The sequence below is a fragment of the Streptomyces sp. NPDC051664 genome (genome assembly GCF_044453545.1).
GTDB lineage: Bacteria > Actinomycetota > Actinomycetes > Streptomycetales > Streptomycetaceae > Streptomyces.
Map to the genome: position 1 here is coordinate 449,353 of NZ_JBITCU010000001.1, position 16,504 is coordinate 465,856.

The 16,504-nt window shown below is 69.8% G+C and carries 18 protein-coding genes and 3 pseudogenes; 7 read left to right on the top strand and 14 right to left on the bottom strand.

All coding sequences use genetic code 11. The features are described from left to right. Window positions 1–58: 58 nt before the first annotated feature. Window positions 59–688 carry a CGNR zinc finger domain-containing protein gene (locus ACIA8E_RS01980; RefSeq protein ID WP_399293196.1) on the top strand — a complete coding sequence of 210 codons (630 nt, stop codon included), beginning with the start codon at window positions 59–61 and terminating at the stop codon, window positions 686–688. On the opposite strand, the gene sodX is transcribed toward ACIA8E_RS01980, so the two are convergent. Then, window positions 592–1,038: a nickel-type superoxide dismutase maturation protease gene (sodX, locus tag ACIA8E_RS01985; RefSeq protein ID WP_399293198.1), complete on the bottom strand. Its 447-nt coding sequence runs from the start codon at window positions 1,036–1,038 to the stop codon at window positions 592–594. The two genes, ACIA8E_RS01980 and sodX, sit on opposite strands and share 97 nt — an antisense overlap. A gap of 166 nt (window positions 1,039–1,204) precedes the next feature. On the opposite strand from sodX, the gene sodN reads away from it, so the two are divergent. Further along, complete coding sequence (gene sodN, locus ACIA8E_RS01990) at window positions 1,205–1,600, top strand: superoxide dismutase, Ni (protein ID WP_267001973.1); 396 nt, start codon at window positions 1,205–1,207, stop codon at window positions 1,598–1,600. A gap of 7 nt (window positions 1,601–1,607) precedes the next feature. Here sodN and ACIA8E_RS01995 read toward each other — a convergent pair. The 4 genes and pseudogenes from ACIA8E_RS01995 to ACIA8E_RS02010 form a co-directional block, all read right to left on the bottom strand. Next, a pseudogene (locus ACIA8E_RS01995) lies at window positions 1,608–1,901 on the bottom strand (tyrosine-type recombinase/integrase); the annotation flags it as partial. Between the two features lie 315 nt (window positions 1,902–2,216). Continuing rightward, entirely contained in the window at window positions 2,217–2,762 is a 546-nt protein-coding gene (locus tag ACIA8E_RS02000) for an HAD domain-containing protein (RefSeq protein WP_399293200.1), read from the bottom strand. Between the two features lie 15 nt (window positions 2,763–2,777). Continuing rightward, entirely contained in the window at window positions 2,778–3,470 is a 693-nt protein-coding gene (locus ACIA8E_RS02005) for a class I SAM-dependent methyltransferase (protein ID WP_399293202.1), read from the bottom strand. Continuing rightward, complete coding sequence (locus ACIA8E_RS02010; protein WP_399293204.1) at window positions 3,471–4,382, bottom strand: aminoglycoside phosphotransferase family protein; 912 nt, start codon at window positions 4,380–4,382, stop codon at window positions 3,471–3,473. 75 nt (window positions 4,383–4,457) lie between these two features. Here ACIA8E_RS02010 and ACIA8E_RS02015 point away from each other — a divergent pair. From ACIA8E_RS02015 to ACIA8E_RS02025, 3 genes and pseudogenes are all read left to right on the top strand, one after another. After that, a pseudogene (locus ACIA8E_RS02015) lies at window positions 4,458–4,979 on the top strand (hypothetical protein); the annotation flags it as partial. Between the two features lie 13 nt (window positions 4,980–4,992). After that, window positions 4,993–5,523 carry an NUDIX domain-containing protein gene (locus ACIA8E_RS02020; RefSeq protein WP_399293206.1) on the top strand — a complete coding sequence of 177 codons (531 nt, stop codon included), beginning with the start codon at window positions 4,993–4,995 and terminating at the stop codon, window positions 5,521–5,523. A 247-nt stretch (window positions 5,524–5,770) separates the two neighbouring features. Further along, window positions 5,771–6,874, top strand: a complete 1,104-nt coding sequence (locus ACIA8E_RS02025) for a hypothetical protein (RefSeq protein ID WP_399293208.1) — start codon at window positions 5,771–5,773, stop codon at window positions 6,872–6,874. Window positions 6,875–7,297: 423 nt separating this feature from the next. Here ACIA8E_RS02025 and ACIA8E_RS02030 read toward each other — a convergent pair. From ACIA8E_RS02030 to ACIA8E_RS02055, 6 genes and pseudogenes are all read right to left on the bottom strand, one after another. Further along, window positions 7,298–7,815: pseudogene (locus ACIA8E_RS02030) on the bottom strand (MFS transporter); the annotation flags it as partial. Between the two features lie 77 nt (window positions 7,816–7,892). Beyond that, the gene (locus ACIA8E_RS02035) at window positions 7,893–8,510 is read right to left on the bottom strand and encodes a nucleotidyltransferase domain-containing protein (protein ID WP_399293210.1); all 618 of its coding nucleotides are present in this window, start codon (window positions 8,508–8,510) and stop codon (window positions 7,893–7,895) included. Window positions 8,511–8,595: 85 nt separating this feature from the next. After that, entirely contained in the window at window positions 8,596–9,534 is a 939-nt protein-coding gene (locus ACIA8E_RS02040) for an NAD(P)H-binding protein (protein ID WP_399293212.1), read from the bottom strand. Next, on the bottom strand, window positions 9,531–9,896 hold the full coding sequence (locus tag ACIA8E_RS02045) for a DUF952 domain-containing protein (RefSeq protein WP_399293214.1): 366 nt from the start codon (window positions 9,894–9,896) through the stop codon (window positions 9,531–9,533). The genes ACIA8E_RS02040 and ACIA8E_RS02045 overlap by 4 nt, the downstream gene beginning before the upstream one ends. A 157-nt stretch (window positions 9,897–10,053) precedes the next feature. Then, window positions 10,054–11,052 carry an NAD-dependent epimerase/dehydratase family protein gene (locus tag ACIA8E_RS02050; RefSeq protein ID WP_399293215.1) on the bottom strand — a complete coding sequence of 333 codons (999 nt, stop codon included), beginning with the start codon at window positions 11,050–11,052 and terminating at the stop codon, window positions 10,054–10,056. Window positions 11,053–11,166: 114 nt separating this feature from the next. Continuing rightward, a complete protein-coding gene (locus ACIA8E_RS02055) occupies window positions 11,167–12,120 on the bottom strand; it encodes a LysR family transcriptional regulator (protein WP_399293217.1) in 954 nt (317 codons plus the stop codon). Window positions 12,121–12,388: 268 nt separating this feature from the next. On the opposite strand from ACIA8E_RS02055, the gene snpA reads away from it, so the two are divergent. Together snpA and ACIA8E_RS02065 are read left to right on the top strand one after the other, a co-directional pair. Next, window positions 12,389–13,042, top strand: coding sequence for a snapalysin (gene snpA / locus ACIA8E_RS02060; protein ID WP_399293791.1), 654 nt, complete (start codon window positions 12,389–12,391; stop codon window positions 13,040–13,042). Window positions 13,043–13,247: 205 nt separating this feature from the next. After that, window positions 13,248–13,703 carry a group II truncated hemoglobin gene (locus ACIA8E_RS02065; RefSeq protein WP_399293219.1) on the top strand — a complete coding sequence of 152 codons (456 nt, stop codon included), beginning with the start codon at window positions 13,248–13,250 and terminating at the stop codon, window positions 13,701–13,703. A 114-nt stretch (window positions 13,704–13,817) separates the two neighbouring features. Here ACIA8E_RS02065 and ACIA8E_RS02070 read toward each other — a convergent pair whose 3' ends face one another. From ACIA8E_RS02070 to ACIA8E_RS02080, 3 genes are all read right to left on the bottom strand, one after another. Beyond that, a complete protein-coding gene (locus ACIA8E_RS02070; protein WP_399293221.1) occupies window positions 13,818–14,489 on the bottom strand; it encodes a DUF6304 family protein in 672 nt (223 codons plus the stop codon). Window positions 14,490–14,570: 81 nt separating this feature from the next. After that, entirely contained in the window at window positions 14,571–15,167 is a 597-nt protein-coding gene (locus tag ACIA8E_RS02075; protein WP_399293223.1) for a GNAT family N-acetyltransferase, read from the bottom strand. A gap of 159 nt (window positions 15,168–15,326) precedes the next feature. Beyond that, on the bottom strand, window positions 15,327–16,373 hold the full coding sequence (locus tag ACIA8E_RS02080; protein ID WP_399293794.1) for a family 2 encapsulin nanocompartment cargo protein polyprenyl transferase: 1,047 nt from the start codon (window positions 16,371–16,373) through the stop codon (window positions 15,327–15,329). Between the last annotated feature and the right edge of the window lie 131 nt (window positions 16,374–16,504).

A 16,504-nucleotide genomic window follows, 5' to 3' on the forward strand; every position in this document is an offset into this window, starting at 1 on the left:
TCGCCCATTACTCCGATCGCCGCACGATGACCCTAGACCGACCCGGTAAGGACTACAAGTGGAACTGGCCTATTACTCGGACTATGCGGTGCGCCTGGTCAACACCGAGGAGCCGGCCCGCAACAAGGACGTCCTCACCTCCGTCGAGGCGGTCCGCGAGCTGTTCGGCGTCAACGCGCAGGCCGCGAGGCGCGCCACCGACGCGGATGTGACCCGCTTCCGGTCGGTACGGGCACGGCTGCGCGCCGTCTTCGAAGCGGCCGACGGCGGCGACGAGACGCTCGCCGTCGACCTGCTGAACTCGCTGTTGCTGGAGTTCCCGGTCAGCCCGCAGATCTCCGGCCACGACACCCGTGACGAGGACGGCAAACCGGACTGGCACATGCACCTGGCCGACCACCCGTCGAACGCGACGGCCGGATACGCCGCCACCGCGGCGATGGGGCTCGCCTTCCACCTCACGTCGTACGGCGTGGACCGGCTCGGCCTGTGCGAGGCGGCGCCGTGCCGCAACGCCTATCTCGACACCTCGACCAATCGGTCCCGCCGTTACTGCTCGGACCGCTGCGCGACCCGCGCCAATGTGGCCGCCTACCGGGCCCGCAAACGCCTGGAGGCGGAGCGCACGGCCGACACCGGCCGCAGCATGGTCACCGCCCAGCCCAGCACCCCGAGCACCGACCTCTGATCCTCCCTCAGCGGCCGGTAGCGGACCCGGACCCTGGCCAGCACCAGCTCCTCGGGCACCGTCCCGTAATCCGTGCTGTCCCCGCCCGCGAACCTGTTGTCGCCCAGCACCCACCAGCCGCCCGCACGGCGCTCGACGGCCCGCTTGACGACCAACAGGTCCTGCTGGAACGGATGGCGCAGAATCACCACATCACCCGGGCGCACCGGCGCCCCGTACTGCACGAGCAGCCAGTCCCCGTGATGGAGCGTGGGCACCATCGAAGGCCCCGTCACCTCCACCACCTGGAACGGCACTCGCGCCACCAGCCCGCGCGCGGGCTCCTGTGTCAGCTCCGGCCCCTCCGGCATTTCCGGCACCTCCCCGGTCCGTTCAGTACACCGTTCCGCACATTCGGCCACTGGTCCCATCCTCACCCCGGACTTTTGGCCTAAGCCCATGGGGGCACCCGTAAAAACAGGTCCCTCACGGAGTAATGTCCCACCTGAGAAGACGATCACGAGGAAGGACAGCTCAATGCTTTCCCGCCTGTTTGCCCCCAAGGTGAAGGTCAGCGCCCACTGCGACCTGCCCTGCGGCGTGTACGACCCGGCCCAGGCCCGCATCGAGGCGGAGTCCGTCAAGGCCGTCCAGGAGAAGTTCCAGGCCAACGAGGACCCGCACTTCCGGGCCCGCGCGGTGGTCATCAAGGAGCAGCGCGCCGAGCTCGCGAAGCACCACATCTCGGTGCTGTGGAGCGACTACTTCAAGCCCCCGCACTTCGAGAAGTACCCGGAGCTGCACCAGCTGGTCAACGACGCCCTGAAGGCGCTGTCGGCCGCGAAGGCCTCCACCGACCCGGCGACGGGTCAGAAGGCGCTGGACTACATCGCCGAGATCGACAAGATCTTCTGGGAGACCAAGAAGGCTTGATCTCTGGTTAGGCCGTCTGACCTGCGGTTTCGCTGGTCACGTCGCCTACCTGCCCGCACCCGGTCCGCAGGCCGCCGAGAACGGCGTCCATCACGGACCGGGTGCGGTCTTCTTCGCCCGGCCACAGATGCGCGTAGATCCGCAGCGTGATGACGGCGGACGCGTGGCCGAGGACCATCTGGACCTGCTTGACGCTCGCCCCGCCCGCGATGCGCGCGGAGGCGTAGAAGTGCCGCAGGTCGTGGGTCACCATGTGCGGCAGCTCGACGGGTTTGCGGCCCTCACGCTCGGCCGCATTGTTCACATACACAGCCCTCGCTGGTGACAACTGGTTCTGCGAGGAGGGCTTTGCAGCCTAGGTCGCAGTGCCATGTGCTCCAGTCTGGCGCTGTGGATGGCCTCGGGAGGTTCATGTGACGGGTGGCGCATTCGACCTGTCTACGTGGATCGGGGGCCTCTTCCTCGCAACCCTCGCAGCGGCCGGGCATTGCACCGGCTGCTGCTTGTGTTGGTGATCGGTCAAGCTCTCAACGCGGATCCACCTCGTTCAGCGTGGAGAGTGTTGGCCCGCGTTCACCGGTGCCCTCGCTGCTCGCGACAGCGAGGGCATCAGTCGTCAGACGGCGCGGGCTGTGGGTAACTGCGAGACCCACGTCGTGAGCTCGGTCAGGTGCTCGGGCTGCAGCCCGAGATGTGGTTCGGGCTGAACGATGAGGGTCGGCGTTCCCCTGGCGGTGCGCTCCGCCGCCCAGGCGTGGTCGAGGCTGGTGAAGTCGTCGTCGATCCAGACGGCGGGGGCGTCTGCCAGCCAGTCGTCGACGTGTTCGCGTTTCCAGAGGTAGCCGTTGGGGTGGCTGGTGGTGATCTGGGGGCGAGGCAGGTCGAGGTAAGGGAAGTCGGGCAGTCCCAGGAGGGGGCCGATGATCGTGGTGGCATCCTTGCGCCAGCTCGTGCACCACACGGGGGTAATGAGTCCGCTGGTCAGGAGGTCGGTGAGAATGCTGCCCTGGCTCGGGTCGAGCCAGATGGGCACGGGGTCGTCAGGGTGTCGGCCGGTGGGCAGGACGGTGTGGCGGACGTGGGTGGGCGGGGTGCTGCCGTCGGCGGCGGGGAACGGGATGAGGACGCCGTCGATGTCCAGGAGCAGGTAGGGCAGGGTCATCGGTGCCTCCGTCGGTCAGCGTTTGCGGGCGGTGATCAGGAGGGTGGTGGGCCAAGGGTCGCGGCGCGGGTGCCGCAGCTCCACCGTCGAGGTGACGCGCAGGCCCGCCCGGGAGAGGTGGGCGTTCCAGCGGCGGGCGTCGAACTCCCATCGTGCGAGGGGCAGTCGGGTGCGGTCGGGCATGGTGACGTAGTCCTCGCGCGGACGGTCGTCCGTGGATGGATGTCTTCCGGCCCGTGCCGGGTGAGGGACGGAGAAGGCCAGCACACCGCCCGGTTTCAGGCGTCGGGAAATGGCGGCAAGGAGGAGCTCGGGGGCGACGAGGCCGACAGCGCCGAAGACGGAGCAGATCGCGTCGAAGGTCTGGCCGGTGGCCTGAAGGTGGTGCAGTGCGTGGCCGGCGGCGAAGGTGGCGCCGTCGATGTGGCCGTAGTGGGAGCGGGCCCGGCGTACCTGGAGGCCGACCAGGTCCACGCCGGTGGCGCGGGCTTGGTGGTGTTTCGCGAGGTGGGCAACGTTGTGGCCGGGGCCGCAGCCCAGCTCCAGGACGCGTTTGCCGGACAGGTCCCGTCCCAGGACCTCGGCGCCGGGACCGATGCCCGCGTGGGTGCTCCATTCCATCCGGGCCGGTGCGCTGAGGGCGTGCGCGGGAGCAGCGGCTGTGCGCTGGGCTGCGTGGGCGTACCAGGGGGAGATCTGGGCGAGCACCTAGACCTCCAGGAGTTGGACCACGTCGTTCAGGTGGCGGCGGACAACGGGGATGTACGCGGGGTCCTTGGCCGGGTCGTCGATCCAGCGGATGGCCTGCTCCATGAACCACTCCACGGCCCACATCCGATGCCAGCCCAGTGCCCATGCCTCGGCAGCCAGGCCACCCCGGGCGGCGAGGGCGTCCTCATGACCGCCTGCGGTGACGTACTGCTCCAGGAGCACCCGCATGCGGAAGGGGCTCGGTACGTCGGTGGTGCCGTGGTAGGAGGCGAGGTCGATCAGGCCGGGGCCGGTGAAGGCGCGTGCGAAGTCGAGGAGGTGCCAGCCGTTCTCCCCGATGTGGACGCTCGTGGGGTGGAACTCGGAGTGGACCCATCCGAACGGGTCGAGCGTCGCACCCTGGACACGGGCCTCGGCCGCGGCGGAGATCTTCCCCAGCGCGGTCTCGACGTCATCGCAGTCCGCCCAGCGGTCAGCTTTCCGTAGCCGCTGGAGGTGATCGAGGGCTCGGCCGGGCAGAGCTGCGAGGCCGGCACCGTCGAGGAGGGGCAGACCGCCCGCCGGGCGGGCGGCATGGAGCATCACGGCGGCGGCGACACCGTCGAGGTCGTCGGCATCCCGTACGGGAGTGCCGAGGTCGTCCATGAGCATCCCGAGCCACTTGTCCTGCATGGCGGTGGCGTGGAGGGTGGGGACCGGGAGCCCGCGCTGGTGGGCCATCCGCAGGGCCTGGGCCTCGCGGTCGAAAGGTTCCTTGGCGTACTTGAAAACGGCCGTGGTGCCGTCGGGGAAGGTGACGCGTTCGACGCCGGACATGCCCCAGACACGAATCTCGGCACGTTCGGGGAGGGGCTTGCCGACGAGGGTGCACAGGTCGTCCAGCAGGGTGGCGGACAGGCTCTGGTTCACGGGGGTCTCCAGGGGACTGGTGAGCTCCGGAGCGGGCGCGCGCGAGCTGGCCCGCCCCGGAGCCGTACTGGGGTGGGGTTACTCGCCCGCGGCCTCGGCCACGTGGACGGCCAGACCGAAGCGCTCCTCCACATCACGCACGCCCGCGCCTACGCAGCCGTCGGCGAGAACCCATTGGCCGCCCGCGCTCTCCTCGCCGCCGAAGACGCCCTCCTGCGCGAGGACGGTCCCCAGCCCAGCTTCTCCCGCGTCAGCGGCCCCGCCGCCGGCACCGTCGCCAGCCACACCGCCCGCACGCTGACCGACCTCGCCGACCACATCGGCACGGAACAACAGCACCGCGACGCGCTCACCCGCTGGGACCCGGAGAAGTACAAGCGCGTCCATGCCCTCACCCACGCCGACCTCGGCGACAGCCTCGCAGCCCAGGCCCGAGCCGACGAAGCGGTCGCGGCCTGGACCCAGGCCCTGGTTCTCATGGAGGGCATGACCTCCGACCGCACCCGCAAGGCGATCACCTCGATCCGCTCCACGCTCGCGATCTACCAGCAGCGCCGCGTCCCCGGAGCCGCAGATCTCGCCCGCCGCGCCCGCTAGGCCCTCGCCTAACATGCCCAACAACCCGCTCGACGAAGGGAACCCCGTGGCTCAGCAGACCGACAACCGCCCTCCCACCCTCAAGCCCGCGCTCGACTCGATGACACTGCTGGTCGCGGCCGTCATCGTCCACGACAAGGCCACCAACCGCGTCGTCCTTCTCCAGCGCAGCGAGAACGCCAAGTTCGCCCAGGGGATGTGGGACCTGCCCGTCGGCAAGAGCGAACCGGGCGAGCCCATCACCGAGACGGCCGTCCGCGAGCTCTACGAGGAGACCGGCCTCACGGTGAAGCCCGAGTCCCTTAAGGTCGCGCACATCATTCACGGAGCCTGGGGCGTTGAGTCCCCCAATGGATTCCTCACGGTCGTATTCGCCACCCACGAATGGACCGGCGAACCCGAAAACCGCGAACCTCACAAGCACTCCCAGGTCCGCTGGGTCGACGCCGACGCCATCCCTGACGCCTTCGTGGGAACAACCTCCAGCGCCCTACACCATTACCTCGCAGATGGCCCGGAAGTCTCTCTCGACGGCTGGGGATAAGGAGCCAAGTTCGTGCACCCGGGTGGAGCTTGAGATAAAGGTTCAAACTGGAAGTTTCATGAGAGACGGCGACACACAGTGGTACGTCACCGCCCGCTACCCCAGCCCCGCAGCGGCTCAAAACAGTCAGCCGAAACGGCGGATCCACGGTTTGGACACCTGCTCCTCGCAGCCGATCTAGGTTCATCCGCGAACCAACTAGCGGGCAGCCCAACCTGATCAACAAGTATCGCCAAAAGGACCTTGGATGAGCACGAGCGCCAGCCTTAAGAACGTTATAGCCACCAAGCTCCTAGAAAGCGACCTCATGTTCTCTCGTCGCTTCCTCGGGAGCATACTTGCAGACCAGAAAAACTCGGTCATTCCGACCTTCTGTATGAATAACTACCTCTCGCTCTTCATCTACGAGTCGCATAGGACCCTAAAGGTCATCGACCCGCAGCGAGCGGCGCTCTTGGCTTACAGCAACGAAGCCGTGATTGAGAAAGCGCGACACAGCGTCAAGCTGTTCGATGGATCCAAGGTTGGCCGCTCTGGCGTCCTCGGTGACTTCACAGCAATCATCTCCGCCGGTCGAGAGAGGTTCCTCAACAACACCTGGTTTCCACCGGCCAGAGTGTTGGAAACCGACCTTGGCGAGTGGCGGTATCGAGGTCGGCTAGTAACGACAACCCAGGTGGCCAGTTTCTTCATGGGCATCCCCACTATTGCTACGTCCGACATCCCTGCCATCGGCCGCGCTCTCATGACCGTGGCCGAGTCCCAAGCGCGCTATGTGGACCAGGCAACCGAGTTACTGCCGTGGCACGGACCGTCGTTCATGACCACCATGAAATTCGGAGGGCTCAAGAGCAGGGACCGGCGGTCTGAGCGATACTTCAAGCGCCTCTTCGATCCGGCCCTATCAGATGAGCTAACGGCTTCACTATCTGCATTTCAATGCTCGCTTAACTTTCTCGACGTAATGCTGTCGGCTGACCAGACAGCTGCTTCGGCCGAAACCATGCTCAAACTCAGGTTCATCACGCTTTACCACGTGCTCTCAAGTCTCACTGAACTTAAGGCCGAGTACGGCAGCAAACTGAACAGCAGGTCCCTGGTCCTCTTGAACGCCATTCTGAGTCATAAGTCGAGCGCCACTATCATGCACGCAGAGGGGCGAGGCTTCCGTAACACGCTCGTTCACTACACCCCCGAGGAACGGGTTGCACCCCGGCTGTCTTTGACCTTGCCGTATTACGGGCTGGTCGAGGAATATTACCCGGCGCACGACTTCGCTACGCTGGGCCAAGAGCTCTGCGAGCACACAACGCGTTTGGCAATGCTTCTCGATGAGTGGGAGCGAAATTAAGCGCGCCGTGAAGATATGCGCCTGCTCAGGAGACGGGGCTCCATGCCTACCTCCTGGAACCGACGACTGCGGCTTTTGCCGGATCACATCCATCGCTCCCGGTGTCGGCTCTGCGCTGCGTCATGCTATTGATCGCTGAGACGCAAGCGAGGGCTCCCGGCCCAGTCCGCACACAGTCCGCAGGACACCCGATCAAGACCGTCGCACCCCATCGCCAGCCAACAGCAAAAAGGCCAGGTCAGCGACCTGTGGGAAGATCCCCGCAGGTCACCGACCCGGCCCGTTACTTGGAGACCAAGAAGGCCTGATCGCCGCTTACGAGCGGTTCGACCTGCCACGCAGGCCAAGGCAACGAACAGAAGGGCCCGACCGGCAAGACCGGTCGGGCCCTTCTGCAGTGCGGAGACCGCTCGGGAGACAGGATCAGGGGGTGTGCCTCGCTCTCCCGAGGAAAGTCCCTGCGAGGAGCGAACCAGCCAGGACGAGCGCGGAGTTGACCAGGATCGCGGCGGTGACCCCGGACAGGACGCCCTGGGGGCCGGTGTCGCCGAGTGCGGTCATCCGGGCGGCCGCGATCGCGCTCATGACCGGGATGCCCATGGTGATACCGACCTGCTGGGTCATCGTGGCGAGCCCGGTGGCCAGGCCCTGTTCGGCGTCAGGCAGGCCGGAGGTGGCGGTGACCATGAACCCGACGATCATCAGCATGTTCCGATGCCGCCGACGAACGTGGCCGCGAGCAGCAGCCGGATCCAGCCCCGCGACGTTCCGAGCGCGACCAGGGAGAGGGTGGCGGCGGCCTGGACGGCACCGCCGGTGACGATGGTCGTCCGGTTGCCGTAGCGGCCGACCGCTCGGCCGCCCAGCGTGCCGCCGATCACGGTGCCGATGCCCAGGACACCGAAGGCGAGACCGGTGGTGAGAGGCGAGTAGCCGAGCACGTGAGGTGAGGCGCCCCATGACGCGGTGCGCGGTGCGCGGTGCGCGGTGCGCGGTGCGCGTCATCCAGGGGCCGGCGTCACCGGTACCTGCGCAGACGTACCGCCCAAGGATGGTCGGCGCCGTACGCCAGGGTGATGGTCTCGGTCAGCCAGGCACGTTGGTCGGCGGTCAGGACCCTCAGCGCCGTCGTGAAGTCCTCTTCGTCCTTGGGACGCCGCGACTTCGCCTTGTACAGGAGCTGCACATGCAGGGCCAGGTACGGGATGCCGTCCCCCGAGACCCGGCCCAGCCGGTCGAGCGGGAGGCGGATGCGGGTGTCGCGGCGGAAGGCCCAGTCGGTGCCGTCCGCCTCGTCGAGCATGAGCTGGATGCGCCAGGGCTCGTCGGGGCCCGGCCGGCACCAGATGTCGTGGACCCCGTGCGGGAGGATCTCGCCGGGGAGCCACGGGCGCAGGGTGCCGGGCGGGTCGGCAGCCCACCACTCCCAGCCCGCGAGTACCTGCTGGGCGGTGAGCTGGTCGCGGCGGAGCAGCGTGACGTCGATGTCGGCGTGGTCCCGGAAGGCGTGGCCGACCGCCAGCTCGACCGCGTAGCCGCCCGCGATCCACCAGGGGGTGCGCAGCGGGGCGAAGCGGCGGGCGACCTCGGCGAGCGGGGCCGGGTCCCAGGCACCCCAGGGGGTTTCGGTGCGCATGGCTGTCGTTCCGTCCCTTCGTTCCGGTCGGACAGCCGGCCCGTTCGCCGCCGGCTCCCCGGTCGTCGGTCGCGCCGTCGGACGGTCAGTCGGCCTTCAGCAAGTGGCGGTAGCTGTCCGGATTCTCGCTCAGGTAGGTGGCAAGGCTCTTCGCCGGGCGGCCGGTGAGGCGTGTCACCGCGTCCGAGACCGTGGCCATCTCGCCGGCGGCGATGGCCTCGTACGACGTCACCCAGCCGGCGACCTCCCACTCCTCGGCACCGTGCTGCGCCCGTGAGGCGTAGGCCTCCTCCCGGGTCTCCGGGTGGTAGGTGATGGTGCGTCCGGTGGCCCGGCTCAGTTCCTCGGCTGCTTCGGCGAGGGTGAACGCCTCGGGTCCGGTGAGGTCGTACGTCACCCCGTCGTGGCGGGTGTCCTCGCTCTCGGTGTCGGCAAGCAGGACGGCGGTCGCCGCGTCCGCGATGTCCTCGTGCGCAACCGCCGCGACCCGGCCCTCACCGGCCGGACCGCGCAGCACCCCGTCGGCCCCGGTCATCGCCGGGATACCCGCGAGATACCAGCTGTCACGCAGGAAGGTGTGGCGCACACCGGAGACGCGGATGTGCGCCTCGGTGTGCCAGTGGTCGCGGGCGAAGGTGAACGTGGCGTCCGGCGCGGCGCCGAGGAAGGACACGTACACGATGCGTTCGACATGGGCGGCCACCGCCGCGTCCACGGCGGTGGTGTGATCGAGTACCCGGTTCGGGCTCTCGTGCGCCGAGACGAGGAACAGGGTGTGCGCGCCCGCAAGGGCGTGGCGCATCGCCTCCCCGTCACCGTAGGCGGCGGGCGGTGCGGCGACCGCGCCGGGCAGGTCCGGCAGCCGGGACGGGTCGCGGCCGAGGAGCCTTACGGGGACACCCGCGCGCGCGAGCCGCTGTGCGACACGGCCGCCGACCGCGCCGCTCGCACCGGTCACCGCGATGATCGGGGCATCCCTGACTGTGGTGCTGCCGCCCGGATCCGTGGGGCGCGTCGTGTTCATGCGGGGCTGCCTTCCTTGCGCAGCCAGGGACGCACTTCCACGACCGCGTCCACCGGGACGGGACCGTAGATGTGCGGGAACTCCTCGCCTCCGGGCGCGAGGGCCTCGTACCGCACCGGTACCGGGAGCCGCGCGGGATCGATGACGAGTACCACCAGGTCCACCGGCCTCTCAGCACCGGCCGGGACCTCGGAGCCGTACAGCATCTCGGCCACGACCGGGAGCTGGTGGGGCGACGAGCAGTGGATGAAGCCCTCCTCGTGCAGAGTGCGGCCGCGGGTGGACATCTCGTACGTCCCGGTCCCGCGGGCCGCCTCCCACAGGGGGCGTTCGGTGAGGTGCAGCAGCAGTTCTTCGGCCATGGGGCCCAAACTAGCTGCGCAGACGGCTCCTTCGGGCCATCGGCGTGGCCGCCGATCCGGCTGTCGGCAGCGCCGGGGCCCGCCGACGAGGTGTCGCACCGGCTGGGCCCGCCGGGCCCGGCGCGTGCCGCCTGCCCGACAGCCGCGTCCCCTGCCCCTATTGCATCAGCAGTTTCGCCTCGGTCCCGGGGTCCAGCCCCACCTCGGGGCGGTCCGGCCGCTGCGGTGCCGCGCCGCCCAGCTCGCACAGCCAGTGCCAGGTGTCGGTGACCGTCTCCCCCACCGGCCGGCAGTGCAGCCCGGCCGCGTACGCCTTGCTGACATCGCCGCGGTGCAAGGTGTCGTGCAGCTCGCCCGGCGGCAGCCAGACCGGCAGGTCGGTCCATGGCTCCACGCCCGCCGCGAGGATCTTCTCGGCGGCCGTCCAACGCAGCACGGCGTCGGAACCGGTGGCGCGGGTACAGGCGTCCAGCAGCTCGCCCATGGTGGCGTGCCCCGGCTGGCTGACCAGGTTGTACGGTCCGTGCAGGCCGCGCTCCGCCGCGTCCAGCAGCCAGTTCGCGAGGTCACGGGCGTCGATGTACTGGAGCGGGGTGTCCGGGGTGCCCGGGGCCATCACGGGTCCACCGCGGGCGATCCGCCGCAGCCACCACGGCAGCCTGCCGATGTTCTCCCACGGGCCGAGGATCAGTCCGGCGCGGGCCAGCAGGGCGCGGTCGCCGAAGGCGTCGAGGGCGGCCAGTTCGCCACCGCGTTTGGCCAACGGGTACGAGACCTCCGCCCCGGCGTCCGGCGAAGCGCCGGTCACCAACGGTCCGTCCTCGGGCAGTCCGGCCGGAGCCGGGTACGCGTACACCGAACGGCTGGAGACGTACACGTAACGCCCGGCCCGGTCCGCGAGCAGCCGGGCCGCGTCCCGCACAGCCGACGGCGCGCCGCTCCAGGTGTCGACGACCAGGTCCCAGCCGTCCTCCCCCGAGGCGGCGAGCGCCGCGAGGCCGTCGGCGTTGGTGCGGTCACCGAACAGCTCGGTGGTGTCCGGCGGGGGTGAGTGGTGGCCGCGGTGGAACACCGTGACCTGCCAGTCCCGCGCGAGCGCCGCCTCGGTGACGGCACGTCCGACGAATTCCGTACCGCCCAGGATCAAGAGCCTCATGGGCCGACTCTGCCCGCCGGCAGGGAGGTCGGGAACATTTCCTCGCTCTGGGCGCAATCGGACACGCCGGTGGCCGCAGCATGCCTCGGAGACCTCCGGGGGTGCGCGGCGGACTCATGGCGTGCGCGCGAGCGGGCTCCGGTGACGCAGCAGCCACTGGTGGTACCCGGCCACCCGCTGCGCCGCCTCCCGGTACGCCGCCTCCAGCTCGCCGTACACCGTGCCCGTATCGGCGCCCGGCCGGGACACCAGCAACAGCCGTACGGCGAGCGGGTCGTCGCGCAGGGGACGGATCGCCATGTCGTCGCGCGGCCCCGAGGTGGGCTGGCACGGCGCGACCGCCTCGCCGAGGACGACCAGGGAGGCAGCGGTGAGGTAGTCACCGTGCAGAACGGTCGGGGCGAGACCGGCCGCGCCGAACACCCGGCGCAGCCCGTCCCATTCGCCGTCCACCGTGGGGTCGACCATCCACCGGTCGGCGGCCAGATCGCCGAGGTCCACCACCGGCCGGGCGGCGGCCGGATGGTCCCTGGCCATGGAGATGAACTGCGGTTCACGGTCGATGAGTACGCGCTGCTCCAGGCCGTCCGGGATGGACAGCGGACAGCCCTCCACCTCGTGCACGAACGCGACATCGAGCCGGCCCGCCTCGACCGTACGCAACAGGGCGTGCGCCGATACGTCGACCCGCAGCGAGATCTCCGTGTCGGGCAGCCGGAGCCGCAGCCTGCGCAGCCAGCCGCCGATCACCCGGCTGGCGGTGCAGCCGATCCGCAGCAGCGGACCACCGGCGCGGACGGCTTCGGCCTCCGCCGTGAAGTCGGTGACCAGAGCGGTCATGCCGTCGACCAGGGGGCGGGCCCGGCTGAGGACGGAACGACCGAGGAGGGTCGGGCGGCAGCCGGTCCGATCGCGGCGGAACAGTTCGGCTCCGAGGGAGTTCTCGATCCGACGCAACTGGTTGGTCAGGGAGGGCTGGCTCACGCCCAGCCTGCGGGCCGCTCGGTGCAGGCTGCCGGTGTCGGCGATGGCGCACAGCACCCTGAGGTGCCTCACCTCGAGCTCCATGCTGCCGAGAGTAGGGCGGTCGCAGCTGCCGCACCAGAGGCCCCAACCACACCAAAGCCCGGTAATTCATCGGGTGTTGGGCAAGATTCCGATCAGTCTTCCGGGGCCGGACGATAGGGCCGTGCTATCGCCGGTTGACATCATCCCGCCGCGGCTCAGGTTCCCCGACACTCTCTGCGTACCGCACCCGCCCGAGTCCGATCGTCGGACGGGTTCATCGGATCGGAACCCGGTAGGAGAACCCCCCATGAAACACCCCAGGACCGTCATGTCGGCCGTGGTCGGCCTCGGTTTGGGCCTCGCCGCCGCGCTGGGCACCGCACCCGCCACCGTCTCGGCCGCTCCGGCCCCTGCCGCACCCCCCACCTCCGCATCGGCCCCGAACGCGGGCTACACCGCACACTCCGGATCGCGGTCGCACGAGAGCGCCGCGGCGAACAAGGCGTTCTTCGAGGCGGTCGTGAAGTCGGTCGCCTCGAAGCGGGCCGCACACCCCGGTCTCAAGGCGGTCACCGTCGTCTACAGCACCGCCGACGCGCCGAGCTTCCGTACGCAGATAGCCAACAGCACGCAGATATGGAACAGCTCGGTCTCCAACGTCCGGCTGCAGGAGGGCTCCAACCCCGACTTCGCCTACTACGAGGGCAATGACCCCAGCGGCTCGTACGCGAGCACCGACGGGCACGGCAACGGCTACATCTTCCTCGACTACGCGCAGAACCAGCAGTACGACTCCACCCGCGTCACCGCGCACGAGACCGGGCATGTGCTCGGGCTCCCGGACGACTACTCGGGGCCGTGCAGCGAGCTCATGTCGGGCGGCGGCCCCGGCCCGTCCTGCACCAACCCGTATCCGGACGCGAACGAGCGCAGCCAGGTGAACTACCTGTGGCAGTCCGGCTTCGCAGCCGCCCTGCACTGATCGGCGCCGCCCCTCCCCCGTGCCGCAAGGGGCCACTCCGCACCCTCGGGGTGGTCCCTTGCGGCGCGTTGCCGCGGCGGGACGGCTGAACCCCTGCCCCCGCTTGATCCGCCGGCAGCGAAACGGTCCCGGCGAGGCCGCCCGCTTGACGGATGCTGGGCCCAGCCGCCCGGGGCGGACCGGGTCCAGCCATGGAGGTAGGCGCGTGAGCGAGCGTCCGGGAACGCTGTACAAGGCCATCGGCGGTATCGAAGTACTGCGCCGGCTGAGCAACACCTTCTACGACAAGACGCTGGCGGATCCGTTGCTCGCCCCCGTTTTCGCTGACTTCACTCCGACCCATGTCGAACATGTCGCCGTGTGGCTGGCCGAGATCTTCGACGGGCCCGCCGACTTCACCGGGAAGCTCGGGGGTCATCAGTCCCTGTTGCGCTCCCATCTCGGGCTGTCGATCACCGAGCCGCAGCGGCTGCGCTGGATGGAGCTGATGACAGCCGCGGTCGACAAGGAGCTTCCGGACGACGAGCTGCTGCGCCGCCGTGTGCTGGAGTACTTCGACTGGGGCACCAGGATCGCGCGCGACGTCTCGGCGTCCCCGGCCGGCGCTGACCTCGGCGATCCGGGGCCGACGCCACGCTGGGGCTGGGAGGGCCTGCGCTGACGGCCGGCGCGCACATGACCGGTGAGCGCCGACGCCCGGCGGCATGACCGCTACGCGTGGCCGGGTTGGGTACGGACCAGGTACAGCAACTCGTCCTGGGTGTCTTCGGGGCTCTCAGGCGAGTTCGAGCGGGAACGCGCCCCGGTGACCGGTGCCCGCACCCTCCGCCGGGCGCGCCTCGAACTCGCTGCAGTTCCAGATCTCCTGGACGAACCCGGTCCGCCGGTCCCACAGATCGAGCACATCGTCCTCGCCCGCCGCCCCGCGGTACGCGTCCTTCGCACCCCGGAAACAGGCGAGGCCGCCGGAGAGTCCACGGTCGGTCGTCGCCGGGAAGTAGTCCGAGAACGCGCAGGCGATGCACGACTGCAGACGGACTCCGGGCGGGAGGGAGCGCTGGATCATGGCGAGTGCGGTGGCGAAGTCGCACTCGGCCCGGCGCGACCCGTAGACCGCGCCGCCGAAGTGCAGCTCCAGATGGAGATCGACGTCCGGGCGGCGCAGCGACAACAGGCAGCCGAGCGTCGCCTGGTGAACCGTGCCGTCCGCGACGACCGGAAGCGGCAGGTCCCACTCCAGCACGCAATCGGTGAGCGCGCCGTCCGCCAGGGCGAACATTCCGCTCTCCGGCGGCATGCCGGACACCGGAGCGAGGTCGTCGAAGCTTTCGCCCTCGAAGTCGACGCCCCTGACCCGGATGCGGAGTTGCTGTCCATCGGTGGTGAGGATGACGGCCTCGGAACCTTGCCGGTCCCGGTACCACCCTGCCCATGACTCATCTGTCATGGGCACGGACTGTAGCCCGTGCCCATCGCCGTCGCCCCGCCGCCCTCCACTTTGCCGTCGCGGGCGCCGCGGGCCGTGACCTCAGCCGGCCTGCGGCTCCCGCCACATGGGCCACATCGACGGACCGTCCGGGAGTTCGACGGTCGTGCCCATGAAGGTGAAGCCCAGCCGTTCGTAGAGCCGGCGGCTGCGCGCACTGCTCGCCTCCAGGTAGGCGGGGACGCCGTCGCGGTCGCAGCCCTCCAGGACATCGGCGATCAGGGCCGCACCGATCCCCTCTCCTTGACGGTCCGGGGACACCCCGATCATGAGCAGATACTCATGGGCCCGGTCGTGCGGGTGGATCGCGCCCGTGAGCCTCCCCACCAGCTCGGCCCGCTCGTTGTCGGGGTCCGCGGTCGCCCGCATCAGGGCGGGGGTGGTGTCCTCCTCCGTGGGTGCGCCCGCGGGCACGGGCAGCCACAGGGCCACGGCCGTGCCGTCCTCCAGCAGGTCGATACGGCCTTCGGCGAGCGTGACGTCGACGAAGACGCCGAGGAACTTTCCGTGCACGGCACGGCGGTGCGCCTCGTCCGGGAAGACCCAGCCGCTGACCGGGTCGTGGTGGAACGCCTCGTCCAGGAGCCGCACCACCTGTTCGCGGTCTTCCACTTCCGCCTGCCGTATCCGTACACCCATGTCCGGCTCCCGCTCTCGCTCGTACCACCTCAACCGACGCACAGGATCTTAGAGTTGATGCCGTGCGGGTCCGGCGGGAGCCGGCAGCTCCCCTGCCCTCCTCTCCTGTCCCGGCGCGACTGGCGGGTGACGGCCGCTTCCTCCTTCCCTTTTCCTCCCTCAATGGGTCCGGCGGGTGACGAACTCCGCCAGGGCGAGCAAGTCGCCCGCCGCCGCCAGGTCGGGCACCGCCCTGGACAGATGGTGGACCGCGCGGGCCATCCGGTCCGCCGCGCTGACCTGCGCCCAGTCCCGGCCGCCGGCCCGGTCGACCGCGTCGGCGGCTCGGTTCACCTCGCCGGGTGTGCGCATGGAACCCCGGTAGAGCGCGGAGAGTTCAGCCGCGGCCGGGGTGTGGGAGGTCAGCGCGGCGACCACCGGCAGGGACTTCTTGTGGGCGGCCAGGTCCGCCCCGACCGGCTTCCCGGTCTGCACCGGGTCCCCCCAGATGCCGATCAGATCGTCGATGAGCTGGAAGGCGAGGCCCGCCTCCCGGCCGAAGCCGTCCATCGCGCCGACCTCTCGCTCCGCCACGCCGGCGTACAGCGCACCGAGTGCGCAGGCGCAGCCGAGAAGGGCGCCGGTCTTGGCGGTGGCCATGGCGAGACACTCGTCGAGCGAGACCTCGTCGGGGCCGCGCTCCTCGAAGGAGCAGTCGGCCTGCTGTCCCGCGCACAGCTCGATGACGCAGTTCGCGAGCCGGGCCGAGGCGCGGGCCGACGCCGGGCGGGTGTCCTCGGCGAGCAGCCGATGGGCCAGGGCGAGCATGGCGTCGCCCGCGATGACGGCGGCCGGGACGCCGAACACCGTCCAGGCCGTGGGCCGGTGCCTTCGGGTCCGGTCCTCGTCGATGACGTCGTCGTGCAGGAGGCTGAAGTTGTGGACCAGCTCCACGGCCACGGCTGCCCGCACCGCCTGCTGCGCGTCGCCGCCCACCGCCCGGGCCGCGGCGAGGACGAGCGCGGGCCTGATCGCCTTGCCGGCCTGCCCGGCGGCCGGAGTGCCGTCGGCGTCCTCCCAGCCGAAGTGGTACATCGCGACGCGCCGGATGGATCCGGGCAGCGACTCGACCGCGGCCCGAAGTTGCGGATCGACGAGACTCCGGGTGCGCTCCAGGAGCGCCAGCGCCTCATGGCCCTCGGTGGTGGCGGTGTCCGTACTGATCATGGTCACAGTGGCTCCCTCAGGTCACCCGGGTCCGGAGCAACCCGGCCGGGGCGTGGGTGGTGCGGTGAGTGGGTGGTTTCCACCGGGTCGGCGCCACAGGTCGCTCGGCCCAGAGGTCACCCCCGTCGGCG

Excerpts from the sequence above, each read along its gene's own strand:
- sodX (WP_399293198.1), bottom strand. The coding sequence starts at position 1,038 with ATGCCGGAGGGGCCGGAGCTGACACAGGAGCCCGCGCGCGGGCTGGTG.
- sodN (WP_267001973.1), top strand. The coding sequence starts at position 1,205 with ATGCTTTCCCGCCTGTTTGCCCCCAAGGTGAAGGTCAGCGCCCACTGC.
- ACIA8E_RS02000 (WP_399293200.1), bottom strand. The coding sequence starts at position 2,762 with ATGACCCTGCCCTACCTGCTCCTGGACATCGACGGCGTCCTCATCCCG.
- ACIA8E_RS02020 (WP_399293206.1), top strand. The coding sequence starts at position 4,993 with ATGCCCAACAACCCGCTCGACGAAGGGAACCCCGTGGCTCAGCAGACC.
- ACIA8E_RS02025 (WP_399293208.1), top strand. The coding sequence starts at position 5,771 with ATGAGCACGAGCGCCAGCCTTAAGAACGTTATAGCCACCAAGCTCCTA.
- ACIA8E_RS02035 (WP_399293210.1), bottom strand. The coding sequence starts at position 8,510 with ATGCGCACCGAAACCCCCTGGGGTGCCTGGGACCCGGCCCCGCTCGCC.
- ACIA8E_RS02040 (WP_399293212.1), bottom strand. The coding sequence starts at position 9,534 with ATGAACACGACGCGCCCCACGGATCCGGGCGGCAGCACCACAGTCAGG.
- ACIA8E_RS02045 (WP_399293214.1), bottom strand. The coding sequence starts at position 9,896 with ATGGCCGAAGAACTGCTGCTGCACCTCACCGAACGCCCCCTGTGGGAG.
- ACIA8E_RS02050 (WP_399293215.1), bottom strand. The coding sequence starts at position 11,052 with ATGAGGCTCTTGATCCTGGGCGGTACGGAATTCGTCGGACGTGCCGTC.
- ACIA8E_RS02055 (WP_399293217.1), bottom strand. The coding sequence starts at position 12,120 with ATGGAGCTCGAGGTGAGGCACCTCAGGGTGCTGTGCGCCATCGCCGAC.
- snpA (WP_399293791.1), top strand. The coding sequence starts at position 12,389 with ATGTCGGCCGTGGTCGGCCTCGGTTTGGGCCTCGCCGCCGCGCTGGGC.
- ACIA8E_RS02070 (WP_399293221.1), bottom strand. The coding sequence starts at position 14,489 with ATGACAGATGAGTCATGGGCAGGGTGGTACCGGGACCGGCAAGGTTCC.
- ACIA8E_RS02075 (WP_399293223.1), bottom strand. The coding sequence starts at position 15,167 with ATGGGTGTACGGATACGGCAGGCGGAAGTGGAAGACCGCGAACAGGTG.
- ACIA8E_RS02080 (WP_399293794.1), bottom strand. The coding sequence starts at position 16,373 with ATGATCAGTACGGACACCGCCACCACCGAGGGCCATGAGGCGCTGGCG.